This is a genomic window from Paenibacillus sp. J22R67, assembly GCF_059692175.1.
Window position 1 is genome coordinate 806,954 of the sequence record NZ_JCAUAX010000001.1, and the last position, 19,541, is coordinate 826,494.

Below are 19,541 nucleotides of genomic sequence, written 5' to 3' on the forward strand. Positions count from 1 at the left end.
TCATGCTCCCTTCTCCTCTCTCACACTTACTTGTCATCCGAATCGCTCTTTTGCATCTTTTGAAGTGCTTCTGCATAATCGGTATATATTCCGCTTCCAACTGCGGCATGAACAGCAGCGCCGAATGCGGCTTCCTCTTTCACTCTTGCGAAATTAAGCGGCAATCGCCATTTGGTGCTTGCCAGCTGCTGCATGGCTCTGTTCTTACGCATACCGTTACCAGATACCGCCAATGTTGTTAACTGATCAAGGTGCTCTGCCGGGAGGCATCTCGTAAGTTCATTTAATTCTTCCAAAATGCCACAAAGAAAGCCGGTAATCAGTTGCCGAGGATTAAAATTATTCGGCCCAATCCCTTCGATGCTTCCCATCCTATGCGGATGCTCTCTAGTTCCGTAAAACTGGGTTCCTACCTGAAGCGGAGGCACTGAATCTATGAGAGCTTCTTCCGCCAGCTGATTCATAGTTTCATAAAGGCTTCTATCATCTACCAAACCGAATGTGCTGCAAACCTCACGAAAAAATTGCTCAAGCAACTCATACGACTTCCCTCCGCTGAGCGAAGCTCCCACAAGTAAGTACCCGTCATCCATGAAAGGACGTGTTTCTAGATGTGGACTTTCGATATATTCTGGCGAATAGACAGATACTTGCGAACCTGTTCCGATATTAACGAGCAAGGTTCCCTTAAATGAAGGTACTGCACCTAAGAAACTGGCTTGGTTATCGCCTATTGACCACAGCACCTTTTTCCCATCAACTGTTCCCGCTAAAGGGTTGTTGTGGACAAGTTCAGGCAGGAATTCGTCATCCATCCCAGCCGCAACTAACTTATTTTTGTCAAATTGCCTGTTCGGTAGTGTGAATAGACCTATGCTTGCCGCATTGGAGCTGTCGATGCGAGGCGTCTTCTCATCGCAAAGCTGCATGGCCACATAATCGCCTATCGTGCACAGCTTTGCTGCACCGCTCGGAAGGTTTCCCTGCTTCGTCAGATAGAAATGGGTAACTAAACCATATCCGGTATGCAAATCATAGCCTGTAAGTTCACTTAACTCAGAGGCATACGATCGGCCTGATTCCAAAAGCAGTTCGCCTCGGCGATCCTGCCAAGTCACGAGCGGGCTGACTGCACGCCCTTCTTTGTTCACATACAGCACGCCGTGCATCTGACAGGAGATCCCAATGACTCGCACATCATCCCAGTTATCCTGACATTCTTCAATTAACGATTGAACCAACTGGACAATCCTGTCCGCATTCTGGGTATGTTCCCAAGATTCTTTCGAAGGCAGCGCAGCATCATTCTTTGTGGAAACAATTCGTATGACGCGCCCATCCTCAGCGTTCGTAACGAGGAGACATAGGGATGTCGTGCCTATATCAATGCCCGCTAAGTACATAAGCTTGCTCCTCTCAAACGATTTCCCCCTGTAAGTCATGCGTGAGCACTTGCACCCACCGATTTCTCTCGCGATAGTCAGCCTTCCAACTTGCTGAAGAAATCTCTAAACACACGGTCACGCCGAACAAAGTGAACATACCGAATAAAGTGCCGCGAAGCATCAAAACTGTAGCAGAAATCCTCCGACAGAATCGGGCTGTGCACCAGCTCATTGGGCAGCCAGCTTTCATCCACCAGATAAGCGATCGTCGCAATATCCCAAATCACACGGGAATAGGCAAAATGGTCCTTCGCACATTTCTCGTAAGTTTCATAGAGATACTTGCCAATTTCACCCTTATCCTTCACATGCTCTCGCACTTCCGGCAACGTGGTGAGCAGATGCGAAGTGACACCCATACACGGAATTAGTACAAGCGGCACGCCGCAATTGAGCACGGTGCGAGAAGCGTGCAAATCCTGTGCAAGGTTGAATTCCTTGGTATCAGGCCAAGGCAGAGCATGCCCGCCCAACCAGACGACGACGATTCTCTCGATGATTCGTGGTTCTATCAATATCGCCGAAGCAACATTCGTTATGGCGCCGATTGCCACCACATAAAGTGGATCATCCTCAGGGGAGGCCATCGCCCGCTCCACCAAGTTTCTGGCGGCATCGCTATCTTGCGGAGACTCCGCTCCAGATAAATATCCCGTCGATCCGCGATAAATTGGGATTTCCGACATTTCCGGCAGTAGTGCAGAAATTTTCTGCAGCTCTTGATAGCTTTTCTCCATGCCATCTGCTGGCCCGTCTGACAGTTCATTATGAAATGGAGCCGCATAAAAAGCTTCAATTTGCAGCTGCTCAGGGGATTTCAACGCATAGACGACAGCGAATTGATCGTCGATTTCATTATAGGTATCCGTATCAAGCACCATGCGGACTTTTTTACTAGGATGAGCTAGTCGCTGCAGCAGCTTTTCTTGCGTTATTTTCGGAAATGAAATCATTGAGCGGTACCTCCCTTGAATACTTGCATTCTTGGACAACTAACGGGTTGCTAATCTTGCATAAACCAGAAAAAACAGCGCCATTTCAGCAATAATCACATAGTTAGGTACAACAACAAACAAATCAATAACAAAAAAACCACCAAGGATTCCTAAAAATAAGGCCAAATGAATCGGTCTAAGCTGAAGATGCTTATGCCTGTACCGATGAAAGATGATCGTCGTCGAGACGAAATACAACAGAACGGAGAGAAATACCATCGTCAAAATAAAGGGGTAGTCCAATTCCTCCAGAAATAACAGCTGAATCGATGCCGCGATTGTACTCAGAGATAAATAAACGAATAAATGACCGTAAATAATCGTTTGGCCGGCGGTTTGCAGCGCCTTATCTACTTTCCTCTCAATATTCTCAAAATACTGCCACCAAATGCCAATGACGAGTATAAAAGCTAATGCCGCAAACAAAATCGAATCCCAAGTGCCGTTGCTATTCTGTAAAACGGCCAACGTGCTCACAACTAATTCCCCTAAAAGGATCAGGGTAAACAACGCAAAACGCTCCAATAAGTGATGCGTATTAATAGGCGTATGTACCAAGAACCGTCTACCGATGACCGGCAGAAGAACATCTATCGCAATTCCCGCGTAAAGAATCAAATACCTCACCCAAGAGTCGAAAAATAGCGACGCGCTCGAAATCACGATACCGATCCAAAACCGCGTCCCCAGATACTGTGCTGTCGCTGCCCGGTGGGATACTTCACCTTTTTGAATCGCTAAATACTGAATAGCTGTTAACACCCTCGAGCCTATGTATCCTATGAAAAATGGAACGTAGTACCGATCAAAATCAGTAGATAAACTAAATGTCATTATAAGCACAAAAAAGAGTTGCAGGATCATGTAAATGCGGTGAGTGAACACATCCTGACCATATCTGTTGTTAAACAGCGTTTGCCCTACCCATGCCCACCAGATAGGAATAAATATGAGTATAAATTTGATGATATACTCGAGTGAAATCGTCCCGTGGTCCGCATGCAGCAGCACATGTGTAGCCTTAGAAACGGCCGCTACAAACAGCAAGTCGTAAAAAAGCTCTAACCACGTTACTTTCTTCGCAATGTTCATATCAGTCCCCCAGTTCATGCAATCAAATCGCTTGCTGCCTATATTATACCGAACAAACGGGGGATGATTGTTATTTTTTTTGAACGGATACTCCCATTAGGTTAAGCGCTTACTTCGTTGGTCCTTCAATTACCGATTTAGGAAACCGTGTAAACGCTCTTTTCTTGGGTCGAATGACTTACTGACAACCTCCTGAAATACCCTTTTTGGATAAATTAACCTCTTTCATCCCCTATTATTCTACATAATCCACCTTTATAAACAGCAGGAAAAGTCGAATAAGGAAATATGTGGTAGGTCAAATTGTGCAGGTCTAGCAGCACTTACTAGAATTGGGAATCTATTATTTAATTTAACTGTACAACGGTCAATTAAATTTTCTAGTAGGAGGTTTGATTATTGAATAAGAGCATCTTGAAATTAACGAATGTGTTTTTCGCAACAAGTTTAACCGTAGGACTTTTTGCATCCACGGTATCCGCCGCAGAAACCGACTACTCAGAAGCACTAGAGGCACTTGACGCACCGCCGATCGATGCCATGATCGTGAACGACGAGCGTCTGGCCAAAGGACTAATGGACCGTGGGCTTTTAACCAAAAGCGCAACACCTGAACAAATATCCAAAGCAGTAAAAAGCTATTTATCTGTCAAAAATAAGAAACTAGTAAACTCAAAAGCGGATCAGAAGAACAAACTGCATGATGAAATGGATAAAAAGTCGAAAGACTTTGTGGCCAAACAAAAGGTAAAATTATTATCTCAGATGAACCACGGCATGGATAATCTCAAAATAGGAAACGGAAACGGCATCCCTATTCCATCCGCAAAGCAAGATCGCTATAATGGCCCTGTTCGCGAGGACAAAGTTCTTGTTCTTTTGACAGAATTTGCGGACGTCAAACATAACAATGTGAAACAAGAGCCTGGTTTCATGTTTGCCAAAGACTTCAGTCCTGAGCATTATCGTAAGCTCATGTTTGGCGATAAGGATTTTAAATTGTTCGACGGATCGAAAATTCAAACCTTTAAGCAGTACTACGAAGAGCAATCCGGTGGCAGCTATACGGTTAATGGCTACGTGTCCGACTGGTTGACGGTTCCCGGCAGCGCCGTTCAGTACGGAGATGATAATCCCGCTGGCGGTCATGATAACTTAGCCCCGCTTGGTCCTCGTGATCTCGTGAAAGATGCGCTTAATGCTGCTGTTGCCAAGGGCATTAACTTAGCCGATTATGACAAATTCGATTTGTATGACCTGGACGGTGACGGCAATCAAAATGAACCCGACGGCCTAGTCGACCATTTGATGATCATCCACGCGGGTACGGGTCAAGAGGCTGGCGGCGGCGCCTTAGGCGACAATGCCATTTGGTCCCATCGGTGGACGCTAGACGGCGTGTACCCGATTGCGGGAACATCAACCCCTGTCAGCTATTGGGGCGGCAAAATGGCCGCTTACGATTATACAATCCAACCTGAAGATGGCGCAGTCGGCGTATTCGCTCATGAATTCGGGCATGACTTGGGTCTGCCCGATGAATACGACACCCAATACACAGGACAAGGCGAGCCGATTGCTTCTTGGTCCATTATGAGCGGAGGCAGCTGGAACGGAAATATCGCCGGCACCACACCGACCTCTTTTTCACCGCAAAATAAAGATTTCTTCCAGAAAACGATGGGCGGCAATTGGGCTAACGTCACCGAAGTCAACTCTTCTGACATTAACCAATTGGGCAAGGCAGCGATCATTGATCAAAGTGTAACGAAGTCGAAAAACCCTGCAATTGTCAAAGTCAATTTGCCGGATAAGGCCGTCCAAGGCATTCAGCCCGCATTTGGCTCCCGTTACTATTACAGTACAAAAGGCGACAACCTGCATACGACTCTATCCACACCTGAATTTGATTTGACGCATGCGCAAACCGCTACCTTTGATTTCAAATCTTTGTACGAGGTTGAATTCGAATACGACTATATGACGGTGACTGCGGCTACCTACGATGGACAAGAAGTAACGCTGGATGTCATTGGCGACAATGACACGAACGGTGACGCGCGCGCCGAAACCTCGAATGGAGCATGGGTGGACAAGTCCTACAACCTAGCGCCGTTCATTGGTAAAAAAGTGACGCTGAACTTCGACTATGTGACGGATGGCGGGCTGGCTTTGAACGGTTTTGCCATGGATAACGCCAAATTAACGGTTGATGGAAAAGTAGCATTCTCTGATGATGCTGAAGGAGCTTCTGCTTTTAAACTGGACGGCTTCGTTCAATCCAATGGTATGGAATTCAAGAAGCACTACTACTATCTGGAGTGGAGAAACTACGAAGGAGCTGATAAAGCTCTAGCCTTCAGCCGCGGTGTCAAATACAATACAGGACTCGTCGTTTGGTATGCCGATGACAGTTACCTGGATAACTGGGTTGGTGTTCATCCGGGCCAAGGCTTCCTCGGCGTTGTAGACTCTCATGCTGCGGCATTGGTGTTCAAGAAAGATGGACAAGATTCTATCTCTCAAACAACCCGTTATCAAGTCGCGGATGCGGCATTCTCGCTGGATAAGACACCAGCCTGGTACGTCAACAATGAGACGAGAGGCGAATATAACTACAAATCTCTACCGGGTGTTGAGGAATTCTCCGATGCCAAGTTGTATTCGAATACGCTCATTCCAGATGCAGGACGTTTAGTTCCGAAATTCGGTTTGAAATTCCGGGTAATCGGTGAAGCGAAAGACAATTCTGCTGGATTGATTTGGATTCACAAGTAAGAGCACAAATAACACGATTCGAATCTTGCGAAAAGAAACAGGGATGTCCTAAAGCCAAAAAATGGCGAGGGCATCCTTTTGTCTTTCCTCTAAATCGTCGCAGCTCGGATGCGCAGGCTAAGTGTCCGTGCAACGATGAAAAACATCGTTGCAACATGAGAGCAGCCCTCGCGGGATGCGATAACGATGTAAAACATCGTTATACGGCCTACGCAGCTCGGATGCGCAGGCTAAGTGCCCGTGCAACGATGAAAAACATCGTTGCAACATGAGAGCAGCTCGCGCGGGATGCGATAACGATGTATAACATCGTTACACGCCCTACGCAGCTCGGATGCGCAGGCTAAGTGCCCGTGCAACGATGAAAAAGAAAAGAAGCTAGGCACATACACGGCTTAGCTCCTTTTTCATTATTCAACTTGTACCGCGAAAGTCCCCTTCTTTTCTACAAAGGCAACTTACTTATTGAGAATATCATCTTTGAGCGAAGCAACATGCGTAATCACTTGATCTATATCAGATTTCGGCACATCAAAATGCGCAAGAGCCTCCGAGAGATGGTTAGCAACAGCATTAAAATGCACAGGCTGCAGATTCATTCCCTTATGAGCTCTAGCCATCGAGAGTCCCGAATATTGATTGGGTCCTCCTAAAGCGAAGGAAATAAATTTGGTTTGATGCTTGCGTTGTTTCTCCATATCGGTGTTTATAAAAAACTCATTCACAGTATCATCGGCTAAAATAAGTTCATAGAAATAATCGACCACTTTAGCGATGGCAGGCGCTCCGCCCACTTTTTCGTATAATGTCATTGTTTGATCCACAGAGTTCATCCTTTACAAGTAAGTTCTATGGATACTTTTCCCTGAATGATTAGATTCATTCCTGAATTTTTCTTTTCTCCAACTTGGCTGATACGCCTGTTAGAATCACAGCAACCAAGACCATCAAGCCGCCAATCCATGGTGTATGCTTAAGTCCGATAGAATCGACAACCACTCCACCAATCAGAGAACCTAAAGCAATCCCGATGTTGAAAGCTGCGATGTTCAAGGCAGAGGCAACATCTACAGCAGATGGTACATATTTTTCGGCGAGCTGCACGATATTTAACTGCAGACCTGGCACGTTCATGAACGCGAGCAGTCCCATTAGAAAGATCCCAATCAAGCCTGCCACTTTGAACGGCAGCATGAACGTCAGAGCGATTAGAATAGCCGCGTGAACAATGAACATCCAGAATAAAGCGCGAAGTGGATTGTGATTGGCCCATTTTCCGCCGACTGAATTACCGATCGCTACAGCGACTCCATAGACAAGCAGAACAATAGAAATAATACGTGTATTAAGCCCTGTTACATCCTGTAAAATTGGGGTTAAATAAGTGAAAGCAACAAACGTACCTCCATATCCAAGCGCCGTGATGGCATATCCCAGAATCAATCGGGAGTTCGTAACCAGACGAACCATATCCGAAAACTTAGCGGGTGGCGATTGTTTTAAATTTTTGGGAATTAGCGCTGCACTCGCGATGATTGCAATAACACCAAGCAAAGCAACTCCCCAGAACGTTGCTCTCCACCCTAATGTCTGCCCGATAAACGTTCCTAGAGGTACTCCGGTAACCGTTGCGACCGTCAAACCTGTGAACATTAAGGCAATGGCACTGGCTTTTTTCTCCGGCGGAACAAGCTGGACAGCGATCGTCGCGCCTATCGAGAAAAAGACGCCATGTGAAAAGGCGGTTATAAAACGAGCGACCAACAGAAATGAGAACGATGTGGACAATGCGGCGGCGACATTTCCAACAATGAAAATGACCATGAGAAGCATTAATAACGTCTTACGATTCATCCGATTTGTGAGCGCAGTTAGGATTGGTGCGCCAAGCGCGACCCCGATGGCGTAACCGGAGATCAGAAGCCCAGCAAGCGTAATCCCGATGTGCAAATCATCTGCGACAGATGCCAACAGACCAACAGGAACGAATTCTGTCGTTCCAATACCGAAAGCGCTGATGGCCAGCGCAAGGAGCGCCCATTTCCCAGTATGCAGCTTATCTTTCTGTATAGAAGCAGCTGGTGCGATAGTTTGACTCATAATATCCCCCTATTTGAATGAATGTGACCTGCAGCAACACTTTACTTTTGTTGCCTGAGTGTTATTATAGGTTCACAAGGACTATTTGATAAGTACGCACTTTGAAGTTCTATAGATACTCCAAAGTACTATAGGTACTTAAAAGTTCCTATCCTAAATACGGAGGTAGACTATGCCCTATAATGTTCCCGTTGAAGCTACGCTTGATGTAATCGGCGGCAAGTGGAAGGTCGTCATTTTATGCCATCTAGATAAAGGCGACAAACGAACAAGCGAATTAAAGCGATTAATGCCTGATATTACCCAGAAAATGCTTACCCAGCAACTGCGAGAGCTTGAGCAGGATGGTATGGTGAAAAGAACGAGTTATGAGCAAGTACCACCTAAAGTTGTCTATTCATTAACACCGTATGGTTGGTCATTCAAACCTATACTGGATGCAATGTGTGCTTGGGGAGAGCAGCATATACAGCAAAACGAATTAGTAGAGGTCTAGAAACAACAATTGGAGGCGATCGATGTGAAAATCATGATTTCAGCCGCGGAAGCCATTGAGAAAGGCGTATGGAATGAGATTTTGCGTCTCTTCGGGAGAGATAAAAACGAGGAAATATGGCCCAAAGAGGAATTCATTTTGACAGAAGAGCAAGCCATCCAGTTGAAGTTGATTAAGAAGTAAGGTACGCCTTTATAGCGAAGGAACTACAGTCCTCTATTTGTTCGAAAAACAGCGATTCTTCAGATCTCTGGGAACTACGATCCCCTATATAGCCGGTTTTAGCGGAAATCAAGCAATTTGAGCAGAATTAAGACCCTGTAGTTCCCCCACAGCTCCTTCAAGTGGAATAGGCATTCTGGAAGTAGATAATCTACTTCCAGAATGCCTATTTTCGTGAGCGTAGAGGTTGTACACCTCCTCTACGCCCTATAACGCTGCCATCCCGCCGCACCTGGATACGGACAGCTTTTGTCCCGCAGCTTGGCGGTAATTCGCACAATACATCCGCATAGCGAGCATGTATGCCCGCCTACGAGCTTGGGACATTCACTGCACTTGCTTAACCGCTCGTGGTACACCGAATCAGGGACGCAGGCTTCTGTGGACTGAAACATAGGTGCTTGCAGCATCTTGTCAATTTGGGCAGCGGTAATCTTGAAATCCTCCCGGCATCCCTTGCACTCGCGATTCCCTAACATCACTTTCTATTCCGCGGTCAATTCCATGACGGTGACGGACATCGGAGGAAGTTCCGCATGGATCACATGATCGACCAAACTGAACGCTGTGAACTCCGTTGGTGCTACTTTGTTTGTCTCTTCGAAGGTATTGTGGCCATCGATAGTGTTTGAGGTCAATGTAGTTCCTTTCACAGAGACAAACTTGCTGACTAAGCCGCGGAGCTCTAATTCCACGTTTGCACTAGCTTGATGATCCAAATTGCAAAGACTGATGTGTACCCGGCCCTCTTCATCTTTGGAAGCCGAGACGGAGATTTGCGGAATGGCTTGGTTCCCTTCTCCAAGCTCTTCAATGGACTGGTGAACATCCAAAAGCTGCGCGTCTTGATGAACCTTATACATGTCGAACACATGATAGGTTGGCGTAAGCACCATTTTCTCCCCTTCCGTGAGGATAACAGCTTGCAGCACATTCACTAGCTGAGCGATATTCGCCATCTGTACGCGATCACAATGTTCATTAAAAATGTTCAGCGAAATCCCTGCGACGAGCGCATCGCGGATCGTGTTCTGCTGATACAGAAATCCAGGATTCGTTCCCGGCTCCACATCGTGCCACGTTCCCCACTCATCAACGAGCAGCCCGATTCGCTTATCCGGATCATACTGATCCATAATGGCGGAATGCTTGCTAATCAGCTCTTCCATGAACAGGGCTTTCTTCAAAGTGACGTTCCACATTTCTTCCTGGAATCCAGTTGCCGCGCCTTTCTCCTGCCAGGAATCGCCGGGAACTGTGTAATAATGCAGTGTAATGGAGTCCATAAAACGATGAGCCTGCTTCATGAGCGTTTCCATCCAGTGATAGTCGTTTGTGTTCGGCCCACAAGCAATTTTATGTATGCGGTTACTGCCATAATTACGCACATAGGTCTGGAACTGGCGGTATAGATCTGCGTAATATTCAGGTCGCATGTTCCCCCCACAGCCCCAATTCTCATTCCCCACGCCGAAATATTTCACTTTCCACGGCTCAGGTCTACCGTTTGCCTCGCGCAATTCGGCCATCGGTGACACTCCCTCAAAGGTCAAATATTCGACCCAATCGGCCATCTCCTGTACAGTCCCGCTCCCTACATTGCCGTTAATATACGGCTCGCATTCTAACATCTCACAGAGCATCATAAATTCATGTGTCCCAAAATGATTATTTTCCACCACGCCGCCCCAATGGGTATTAATCATTCGTTTCCGGTTTTCTTTCGAACCTATGCCGTCTTTCCAGTGATATTCGTCTGCGAAACAGCCGCCTGGCCAGCGTAATACGGGAATTTTCATCTTTTTTAACGCGGCAGAAACATCGTTCCGAATCCCGTTCGTATTAGGAATTTCTGAATCTTCGCCCACCCATAAACCTTCATAAATGCATCGTCCCAAGTGCTCGGAAAAATGCCCATAAATATTGCGATTAATCGTGCCTTTCGCGCGATCGGCGTTAATTGTTATCCGGTTAGTCACAGAAATTCGCTCCTTAAATTAATAATTTTATTAATCAATAAGTAATTTCATGAATTCAATTATTATCATAAGTTGATCCAATTGCTTTTGCAACCGTTTTTTTTGAACAGCCCATTTCACGGATCGCCTTTGCTTTTAAGCGGATAATTTCTGCTCTTTTGTTCTAAAATAAGCTTTGTCTTTCCAAAAAAACCAATGGGAGTGATACACATGCGTGAAGGTTTAATCCCTGCTGTTCTTGGAACTGTCGTAACGGCTTCTGCTGCTTCATTACTCGGAGGCAAGTATAAGCTTGCAGCTACTGGTGTGCTTGGATTTGGCCTGGCTCATGTCGTTCTAGGGGCTATTGACCTCATCGAACATCGGTAATACTTGGGAAGGCCCGCAGATTGTCAAAAAGACCTAACGGATGATAATCCGCTAGGTCTTTTTGAAGTTGAATGAACCTTTACAATGAACTTACACATTCAACTTACACATTCAAAATATATCGTGCAGCCGGGCTTATTCGGTCATAAGTACTCTTGCGAATATACGCGGCCTGGTCGAGCTGCTGCCTATGCTCTCTTGCCGTGAAATACGCATGCAGAGCCCGGCGTGTCATCGCAGTTTGGTTCAGCGTGCCGCCATGCCAAAGGTGCGAATTGAATACGCCGACTGAACCGGCAGGCGCTACAATCAACTGCTCTTGCGGGTGAGGCGCAAGCGGATCGATGCCGTACTCATGCGGAAAGCCGGGCAGTCTATGCGTTCCGGGTACGACGCGGGTAGCCCCGTTCTCGTGCGTGAAATCATCGATCAACCAGATTGAATTGCACACGTGGAACGGCTCGTGTTCTTTATGTGCGCCCCAATCTGCGTGCAAGGCCTGCAATCCGGCACCAGGGATGGCATCACGAGCGTTCAATGAGGAAAGCATGAATTCCCGCTGCAACACATGATAGATTGCTGCCAGCAGTTTCGGATGCGTATATATACGATCGAAACATTCGCCTTTATTCACAAGGTCGGAAAGCCGCCGCGTCCCTTCTTCCTGATGCACCTCTTTCCCCGCGTTCATCCCCTCTTTATCCATCAACTCCTCGTACTTGGCGCGTAAGCGTTCAAGCTCATCTGTCGCCAACATCCCTGTAAACAAGACGAAGCCCCTCTCGTCAAGACTCTGTTTCTCCTCCGCCGTTAACAGGTCGTCCGTAACGCCTAATGCTAGCAAAGCCTCTTCAATCTTGTGAATAGCTGTGTTTGGACTCACGCATATACCTCCCTTGTGATTGTTCCAATTTATACTTATATGCTAAGCTAATCTTAAGGAACAATCGATCCTGAGAGCTGCTGCAAACCTATTCATTCTTGCAAAAGGGGATGGCGAATGAGCACTTTATTTCTAAAGCGCCCGGTCTTGGAAGGCGCGATTGCTTTTCATCGCAAAGCCGGAGAAAGCTGTCATTTCCCCCTTCACCGACATGAGGCCATCATGGAGATTCTTTTTGTAGCCGAAGGAGAAGCGGACTACTCGATTGATGGTAAGCATTATGTAGCGCGAGCCGGGGATATTGTCTTATTTCATCCGCTTGTTTGGCATGAGGAGCGGTCGCGCGTGGAAGCCCCCTTTTCCTTTTATTATGCTGGATTTCACTCTCTGCAGATGGCAGGATTGCCAGAACATCGCCTATTGGAAGACCACGAACAGCCTGTGTTCTCTGTGAGTTCAAATTATGAGCGGATACACCGTCTCTTTCATGACCTCTGTGAGGAGGTGAGTGAAAGCTGGTCCGAGACGTTAACTTCCGCCGATCTGCTGCTAGAGCTGCTCCTTTTGGAAGTGTACCGAACGAAGCAACATGCTTCGGCGAAACTAACACGCTTGTCCACACAAGCTGCAGTATCGAAAGCAAGAAGATACATGGAAGAGCGGTATCATGAATCACTTACGATCAAACAAATTGCCGATCACGTTTACCTAAGTCCATCGCATCTTAGTCACTTATTTCGAGACACCTACGGAGAGAGTCCGATTCAATTCGTCATTCGCCAGCGCATTCATGCTGCCCGTCGTTATTTGAGCACAACCGAGTTCTCGGTGGAACAAATCGCGGGGTTAGTCGGATATGAAAGCGTCACAGCTTTTCAAAATTTGTTTAAAAATGTGACTGGACACGCCCCAGGAGCGTACCGGAAACTTAGCCCCCGACAAACTCAGCCGACAGTTCATTCGGAATAAAAAAAAGTGCTTCTCTCATGACGAGGAAGCACTTGTTGATCTTATTTTGCGGCTGGTTCAGCTACCGCTTTGTATTTGGAAGAGACATACGTTACCGCTTTTGGCTCAGAAATCACTTCAGCGTTCATGGCGTCTGGTTGCGGATCGACTAGCTTGTAAGAAATAACAGCATTGCCGTCCTCTCCGAATTGAATACCAGTAATTTCAATGCTGTAACCCGCAGTTGGTTTGGATTCACGAGACAATGTCACTTTGTTAACATCGTCGGAAACTTTTTCAACATTAACTGCAACTGTTTCTGTTGGTACTGGAACTTGTGTGTGTGCGTCCAACACTTTGCTTGCGTTATAAACCCAAGTTGCTGCTTCACCGCGAGTAACTTCGGCTTTCGGGCTTAGCTTGCCATTGTTGTCGAGCGCGGCAATTTTATATGCGAGCATACGCTGCAGAGCACCTTGATACTCCGGAGTAATTTGGTCAGCATCCTTAACGTCCGCTGGTTTGATGTTAATCATCGGGAAATTGCCTTTTTTCTCAAGAGCATTCATTAACAACGCCCCAAATTGCTCACGTGTAATGCTTGCATTCGGATTCACATCTTTCGGAAGATCTACGCCGTTGTAATGAGCGATGATGAACGCCTCAGCATACCACGAGTCATTTTGGACATTTGTATAGAAATCAGAAGCCAGTGGCTGCTTAACGAAACGGAGCAAGTCCATGTTCAGATCCAAACCTTTTACAATGATTTGAACGGATTGTGCATAGCTGATTTTTCCTTTTGGAGCAAAATGTTCATGATCCACACCACTGACAACTCCGCGATCACGTAGTGCGTTAATTGCCTCGGCTTGTCCGCTTTCAACATCCGAGAAGGCGAATGCGGTATTAAATGACAGTGCTCCCAATATGACAGTCGACAATGCTGCTGTAGTTAATTTTTTCACAGTAACTATTCTCCTTTTAACAAGTTATTTTTTATTACCCTTTCGAGTTAACTACTAAACGGAGCTGTTTCAAAAAAGGTTGCACGTGTTTGAATTTTTTTTCTAAAATCCTCAATTCGAGGAACTATAGGCCATAGTTCCCTAAAGTCACGAAGGAGCAGTTGCACCTCTATCCTGCTCTTATATGGCTCCACTCACCTTACCTCTCTACTGCACCCTACCTTTTCTGAGTACTTAAACACGCTAAAAGTTAGCCTGCTTCCAGCTCTCATTGGACGAAATCCATTGAGAATGCCGTGCAGACGATTTCATTCTTCTTTTCGTTGGATGAAATCCAACCAGGTCGGCTACAATGGCCCTGAACAACCACATAATTCATCTCTTCGTTGGATTTTGTCCAATGAGAATGGCATTTAAGCGTCAGAAATCGCATGTTCGTTGGAATTCATCCAATGAGTTTGACTCTCCTCAGGCGCCGCCCCTCATCGACCCCACCTGAAACAAAAACCAGGTGGAAAACACTCTCCAACGCCGCAATTTTATAAATTCTGGCACAAAAAAGCTGCCGTTTGCACGGCAGCCCATTTATAAAATAAGCTTATTCAATAAGCAGTCATTCTTATACGCCTGAGTATGCCATGAATCCGCCATCCACCGGAATCGTGGCACCGGTTACGAAGCCGGACATGTTAGGGTCCGTCAACCAAAGCAGCGTGCCGAGCAGATCCTCCGGTTTCCCGAATCGACGCATCGGCGTATGGGAAATAATTTTGTGCGAGCGTTCAGTGAGTGTTCCGTCTTCCTTCAGCAGCAGCTTCTCGTTCTGCTTCGTCAAGAAGAACCCCGGCGCGATCGCGTTGACGCGAATGCCGCTTTCCGCTAAATGCACAGCTAACCACTGCGTGAAATTATCAATGGCGGCTTTAGCAGCGCTATACGCCGGAACTTTCGTCATCGGCGAAGGCGCGCTCATCGACGAAATATTGATGACGGTAGCGTCTTGCCTGCCGATCATTTGCTTCGTGAAAATCTGCGTCGGAATTAACGTTCCGACAAAGTTCAAGTCAAGCACATTGCGGAAGCCTGGCACGCTCAGATCATAGAAGGTCTGAATGTCCGGATTCGCCAAGTCTTCCAGCTTGAACGTTTCATTCGTCGTATTCGCGCTGGCATGATTGCCTCCAGCACCATTGATCAAGATATCGCACGCTCCAAGCTGCTCCATAATCGCTTCTGCCGCTTGCGTTACACTCTCTGCATCCGTTACGTCGCAGGACATCGCGATGGCTTCACCGCCTGCTGCGGCGATCTCAGCCACAACCTCCTGCCCTTTTTCCACGGTACGGTTCAGAATGGCGATTCGCCCGCCTTGACGCGCGAGTTCCAAGGCCATGACCCGGCATAATACGCCGGCTCCTCCTGTAATAACGACAACTTTACCTTGCAATGCTGGAAAATTCGTAATGCCTTTCATGTCTAGTCCCCCATTCTTCCTGTTTGTAATTTCCTGCGGTTTGCGTCCCATAATCCCCATAAATACATGATGCCAAGCGCACGATCATACAGGCCGTAACCCGGTCTGCACTGCTCGTCCCAAATATGTCGTCCATGATCCGGACGGCAAAATCCTTCATAATCATTCTCATGCAGCGCATTCACAATGCCGGCGATATCTACCGTGCCGTCTGTTGTCCGATGCGATGTTTCAATGAAATCACCGTTGTCATAGACACGAACATTACGAATATGAGCAAATGGAATACGATCAGCGAATTCATTCACGATGGCGACGATATCATTCGCCGGATTCGCGCCGAGCGATCCGCTGCACATCGTCAGTCCATTATATGGACTATCTACAAGTCCTAGGAAACGACGAATATTGGCTTGGCCCGTAATAATGCGAGGCAGTCCAAAAATAGGCCAAGGCGGGTCATCCGGATGGATCGCCATTCGGATATCATATTTAGCTGCGAAAGGAATGATGGCTTCCAGAAAATATTTGGCGTTGTCAAAAAGCTGCTCTTCCGACACATCCTTATAGGCATCGAATAGTTCAGTCAAACGACCTAGACGCTCCGGCTCCCAGCCCGGCATCGTGAAATTCGGATTGGCGTTAATCCGCTGCACCTGATCTTCCAAGTTCAGATGGGCGACTTTTTCTTTTTCATAAAATAGCGCAGTGGATCCGTCTTCCAATTCCTTATGCAGATCGGTACGTACCCAGTCAAAAACGGGCATAAAGTTATAACAGATCACTTTCACGCCAACCTCAGCCAGCTTCACGATCGTCTTCTTATAATTGTCTATGTAGACATCGCGGCTAGGCAGCCCGAGCTTGATATCCTCATGAATGTTAACGCTTTCGACGACCTTCATGTGAAGGCCAGCCTTATCGGCGGCTTCTTTGACCTGCAAAATTTTATCCATCGGCCACTCTTCACCAGCCGGAACATCGTGGAGCGCCCAAACAATGCCCTCTACACCAGGAATTTGCTTAATTTGCTCCAGTGTTACTGTATCGTTGCCTTCGCCAAACCAACGAAATACCATTTTCATCGTGCTGTCGCCTCCTGCCATTCCTTATTTGAAATACGTCGGAAATTTCTCCTTCAATACAGTTTGATCCGCAATCGTAAGGTGAAGATGTGTGTTCATCACTTGTTCAGCCTTGCCGGCTTCGTGATGCTCAATCGCATCCACCATCTGTTCATGCTGTTCATACAGCTCATCCCATCTATGATCCGCGGCCAATCTGAGCATGCGTGTCCGGTTCAGATGAACATTCACTTGCTGGATGACTGCCCATGTATTCAGCTTTTTGCATCCCTCAAAGATCGTCCGGTGGAAAGCTTCATCCAATTCAAACATCTTCTTAAAGTCCTTCTCCCGCATAGAAACTTGTTGATAAGCAAGATTAGATCGGAGCTGCTGCATCGCATCCGCGGGGAAACTTACACAAGCTAGGGAAATAACTGCCCGCTCCAGCTGCTCCCGAATAAAGCGAGCTTCCTCCACTCGCTCCAGATCGATAAGGGAAACAACAGTACCACGCTGCGGGTAAATATCAAGCAAGCCTTCTTGTGATAACTGAGCGAAGCTCTCGCGCACCGGCGTTCGGCTCACGCCAAATTGAACGGAGATTTCCTTCTCCGAAATACCTGTACCCGGAAGCAAATCCAGCATAAGAATTTGTTCTTTAAGAGCATGGTACACGGCATCGCGCGTCGTGCTAATCATTGGTTTAATAAACAAAGTTGTGATTCACCTCCTAGATCCAAATGGTATTACCATACTACCATACAAGTATGGTAGTGCGAAAGAGGGTTCTTCCTATTCATCACTTTGGTGTTCATCATTTTGGAACATTCTAGGATAACTTGGCACGATTCTCATCACACCTGAGATGCTATAATTGGTTTGCAATATTTTCTCCAACAAGGAAATACTTATAGTGAAGGTGTTGACACCGCGATGTGGAAGCCAGATCGATCCGTTAAGAAGCCAATCTATCAGCAAATTGCCGATTATATAGAACGTAGAATAACATTCGGAGAATTCCCGCCAGGAAGCTCGCTGCCTTCCGAAAGAAAGTTAGCGGACAGCCTGGGTGTGAACCGAAGCACCGTTATCCTTGCTTATGAAGAGCTGCGCGCTTCCGGCATTATTGAAAGCGCCAAAGGAAGCGGCACAAAGGTGACGAAACATAAATGGGGAATTGCGCCCAAGCAAACACCCAATTGGAAAACTTATGTGGAAGGCGGCACCTTCCTGCCGAATCTGCCCTTTATCCGGCGAATTCGCGAAGAGCTGCGGATAGCCCCGGGGGCTATCGACTTTGCAAGCGGCGAGCTGTCGACCGATTTATTCCCGAATGACATCATCCGCGAGCTTTTGCAAACAAAGTCTTTCCAAGAAGATCTCGGTTATGATGACCCGCAAGGGTATTCCCCGCTCCGGGAAACCCTCGTTCGCTTTCTTGAGACGCAGCTGCACATCCACAGCACGGAATCTTCCATTCTTATTACTTCCGGCTCGCAGCAGTCTCTCTATCTCATTACACAATGTCTGCTGAGTCCCGGTGATGCCGTTGCCATTGAGGATCCCTCCTACTGTTATTCGTTACCGATGTTTCAGTCGGCGGGGCTTCGGCTGTTCCGTTTGCCTGTCGATGACGAGGGAATGAATCCGGAAGATATTATCGCCTTGCATCGGCAGCATCGAGTCCGCATGTTATTTCTTAATCCTAACTTTCAAAATCCAACCGGAAGCGTCCTATCTCTTGAACGCAAAACTCGCTTGCTCAGCATTGCGTCAGAGCTTGGCATCCCGATTGTCGAGGATGATCCGTTCACTTTAACAGCTTTTGAAGGGACTCCGCCGCCGACTTTAAAATCGCTAGATACAACTGGCAATGTCTTATACATTGGCTCTTTATCCAAAATTGCCGCATCCGGCTTGCGCATTGGCTGGTTAATTGCTCCTCAAGCGGTAGTAAGCCGCTTAACGGATGCGCGGCAGCAAATGGATTTCGGCTTAAGCCGCATCCCTCAGTGGGTCGCTAACCACTTTATTGCCGATGGCCATTTCGAAAATCAAATTCAACTTTTGCGTAAAAGCTTAAAACTTAAACGTGATGTCCTTGTATCTAGTTTGCATGACATCATGGGTGGCTCTGTTTCCTTCATGGAACCGCAGGGTGGACTGAATATTTGGTGCAAATTCAATCGTGAAGTCGATGACTTCAAGCTTCTTGATGAAGCGATCAAACGAGGCGTGCTGTTTGTGCCGGGAAGTGTTTACGGATCTGATCAAGGTCACATGCGAGTAAGCTTCGCAAGACCGCGTCAGGACGAGATACGACAAGGCCTGGCTCAGCTATACGAGGCGCTGCAGCATCATAAAAAAGCCTGATGGGTAGACATAAAAAAGACCGCGTCTTTGCCATAATGCTGCAAAGATGCGGTCTTTTTTATTGCATTTCTTATTGGATTAAATACCAAATATAAGCCACCAACGCTAGTAAACCTGCTACGATCGATACCACATAAAAGGAAGTAAGACGCGCCCATTTTATCCCTGTCTTCTGGAAGTACGTGGTGTCGCCTTCCCTGTTTTTACGAGAAAAGCCAATCATAAAGGTTGTAACCAATCCAAATAACAAGATAAGCGAGAATATCGCATAGTAGATATACATGTTCATAGTAATTACCCCATTTTATATTTATTAGATGCCCTGTTGTCCTCATTATAACGAAAAGCGGTC

Annotated in this window: 19 protein-coding genes; 6 read left to right on the forward strand and 13 right to left on the reverse strand. The window is 46.7% G+C overall.

Going from position 1 to position 19,541, the window contains the following annotated elements:
* Nucleotides 1–26 precede the first annotated feature (26 nt).
* Genes AC58VC_RS03940 through AC58VC_RS03950 form a run of 3 tightly spaced genes read right to left on the reverse strand, consistent with a single transcriptional unit; the run spans nt 27 to nt 3,550 of the window.
* A complete protein-coding gene (locus AC58VC_RS03940) occupies nt 27–1,442 on the reverse strand; it encodes a sedoheptulokinase (RefSeq protein WP_497367514.1) in 1,416 nt (471 codons plus the stop codon).
* A 38-nt stretch (nt 1,443–1,480) separates the two neighbouring features.
* Nucleotides 1,481–2,398 carry a nucleoside hydrolase gene (locus tag AC58VC_RS03945; protein ID WP_497367515.1) on the reverse strand — a complete coding sequence of 306 codons (918 nt, stop codon included), beginning with the start codon at nt 2,396–2,398 and terminating at the stop codon, nt 1,481–1,483.
* A gap of 39 nt (nt 2,399–2,437) precedes the next feature.
* Nucleotides 2,438–3,550, reverse strand: a complete 1,113-nt coding sequence (locus tag AC58VC_RS03950) for a low temperature requirement protein A (RefSeq protein WP_497367516.1) — start codon at nt 3,548–3,550, stop codon at nt 2,438–2,440.
* A 381-nt stretch (nt 3,551–3,931) separates the two neighbouring features.
* On the opposite strand from AC58VC_RS03950, the gene AC58VC_RS03955 reads away from it, so the two are divergent.
* Complete coding sequence (locus AC58VC_RS03955) at nt 3,932–6,310, forward strand: immune inhibitor A domain-containing protein (RefSeq protein ID WP_497367517.1); 2,379 nt, start codon at nt 3,932–3,934, stop codon at nt 6,308–6,310.
* 458 nt (nt 6,311–6,768) lie between these two features.
* Here AC58VC_RS03955 and AC58VC_RS03960 read toward each other — a convergent pair whose 3' ends face one another.
* Complete coding sequence (locus AC58VC_RS03960) at nt 6,769–7,122, reverse strand: group I truncated hemoglobin (RefSeq protein WP_497367902.1); 354 nt, start codon at nt 7,120–7,122, stop codon at nt 6,769–6,771.
* 67 nt (nt 7,123–7,189) lie between these two features.
* A complete protein-coding gene (locus AC58VC_RS03965) occupies nt 7,190–8,410 on the reverse strand; it encodes an MFS transporter (RefSeq protein ID WP_497367518.1) in 1,221 nt (406 codons plus the stop codon).
* 172 nt (nt 8,411–8,582) lie between these two features.
* On the opposite strand from AC58VC_RS03965, the gene AC58VC_RS03970 reads away from it, so the two are divergent.
* Nucleotides 8,583–8,906, forward strand: coding sequence for a winged helix-turn-helix transcriptional regulator (locus tag AC58VC_RS03970; RefSeq protein ID WP_477499255.1), 324 nt, complete (start codon nt 8,583–8,585; stop codon nt 8,904–8,906).
* A gap of 24 nt (nt 8,907–8,930) precedes the next feature.
* Nucleotides 8,931–9,089, forward strand: coding sequence for a hypothetical protein (locus AC58VC_RS03975; RefSeq protein ID WP_164819394.1), 159 nt, complete (start codon nt 8,931–8,933; stop codon nt 9,087–9,089).
* Nucleotides 9,090–9,328: 239 nt separating this feature from the next.
* Here the strand turns inward: AC58VC_RS03975 and AC58VC_RS03980 are convergent, their stop codons facing one another.
* Together AC58VC_RS03980 and AC58VC_RS03985 are read right to left on the reverse strand one after the other, a co-directional pair.
* Entirely contained in the window at nt 9,329–9,607 is a 279-nt protein-coding gene (locus AC58VC_RS03980) for a hypothetical protein (protein WP_497367519.1), read from the reverse strand.
* A gap of 6 nt (nt 9,608–9,613) precedes the next feature.
* The gene (locus AC58VC_RS03985) at nt 9,614–11,107 is read right to left on the reverse strand and encodes an alpha-N-arabinofuranosidase (protein ID WP_497367520.1); all 1,494 of its coding nucleotides are present in this window, start codon (nt 11,105–11,107) and stop codon (nt 9,614–9,616) included.
* 210 nt (nt 11,108–11,317) lie between these two features.
* On the opposite strand from AC58VC_RS03985, the gene AC58VC_RS03990 reads away from it, so the two are divergent.
* A complete protein-coding gene (locus AC58VC_RS03990) occupies nt 11,318–11,476 on the forward strand; it encodes an asparagine synthase (protein WP_145655641.1) in 159 nt (52 codons plus the stop codon).
* 103 nt (nt 11,477–11,579) lie between these two features.
* Here AC58VC_RS03990 and AC58VC_RS03995 read toward each other — a convergent pair whose 3' ends face one another.
* Nucleotides 11,580–12,359 carry a phytanoyl-CoA dioxygenase family protein gene (locus tag AC58VC_RS03995; protein ID WP_497367521.1) on the reverse strand — a complete coding sequence of 260 codons (780 nt, stop codon included), beginning with the start codon at nt 12,357–12,359 and terminating at the stop codon, nt 11,580–11,582.
* A gap of 117 nt (nt 12,360–12,476) precedes the next feature.
* Here AC58VC_RS03995 and AC58VC_RS04000 point away from each other — a divergent pair, with 117 nt between their 5' ends.
* Complete coding sequence (locus tag AC58VC_RS04000) at nt 12,477–13,328, forward strand: AraC family transcriptional regulator (RefSeq protein ID WP_497367522.1); 852 nt, start codon at nt 12,477–12,479, stop codon at nt 13,326–13,328.
* A 41-nt stretch (nt 13,329–13,369) separates the two neighbouring features.
* Here AC58VC_RS04000 and AC58VC_RS04005 read toward each other — a convergent pair whose 3' ends face one another.
* The 4 genes from AC58VC_RS04005 to AC58VC_RS04020 all read right to left on the reverse strand — a co-directional run bounded on the left by AC58VC_RS04005 (nt 13,370) and on the right by AC58VC_RS04020 (nt 17,515).
* Nucleotides 13,370–14,275, reverse strand: coding sequence for an S-layer homology domain-containing protein (locus AC58VC_RS04005; protein WP_497367523.1), 906 nt, complete (start codon nt 14,273–14,275; stop codon nt 13,370–13,372).
* A gap of 619 nt (nt 14,276–14,894) precedes the next feature.
* On the reverse strand, nt 14,895–15,749 hold the full coding sequence (locus AC58VC_RS04010) for an SDR family oxidoreductase (RefSeq protein WP_497367524.1): 855 nt from the start codon (nt 15,747–15,749) through the stop codon (nt 14,895–14,897).
* A 2-nt stretch (nt 15,750–15,751) separates the two neighbouring features.
* On the reverse strand, nt 15,752–16,834 hold the full coding sequence (uxuA, locus tag AC58VC_RS04015) for a mannonate dehydratase (RefSeq protein ID WP_497367525.1): 1,083 nt from the start codon (nt 16,832–16,834) through the stop codon (nt 15,752–15,754).
* Between the two features lie 24 nt (nt 16,835–16,858).
* Nucleotides 16,859–17,515: a GntR family transcriptional regulator gene (locus AC58VC_RS04020; RefSeq protein ID WP_497367903.1), complete on the reverse strand. Its 657-nt coding sequence runs from the start codon at nt 17,513–17,515 to the stop codon at nt 16,859–16,861.
* 234 nt (nt 17,516–17,749) lie between these two features.
* Here AC58VC_RS04020 and pdxR point away from each other — a divergent pair, with 234 nt between their 5' ends.
* Complete coding sequence (gene pdxR, locus AC58VC_RS04025) at nt 17,750–19,189, forward strand: MocR-like pyridoxine biosynthesis transcription factor PdxR (RefSeq protein ID WP_497367526.1); 1,440 nt, start codon at nt 17,750–17,752, stop codon at nt 19,187–19,189.
* 70 nt (nt 19,190–19,259) lie between these two features.
* Here the strand turns inward: pdxR and AC58VC_RS04030 are convergent, their stop codons facing one another.
* Complete coding sequence (locus tag AC58VC_RS04030; RefSeq protein ID WP_161408274.1) at nt 19,260–19,478, reverse strand: hypothetical protein; 219 nt, start codon at nt 19,476–19,478, stop codon at nt 19,260–19,262.
* Nucleotides 19,479–19,541 lie beyond the last annotated feature (63 nt).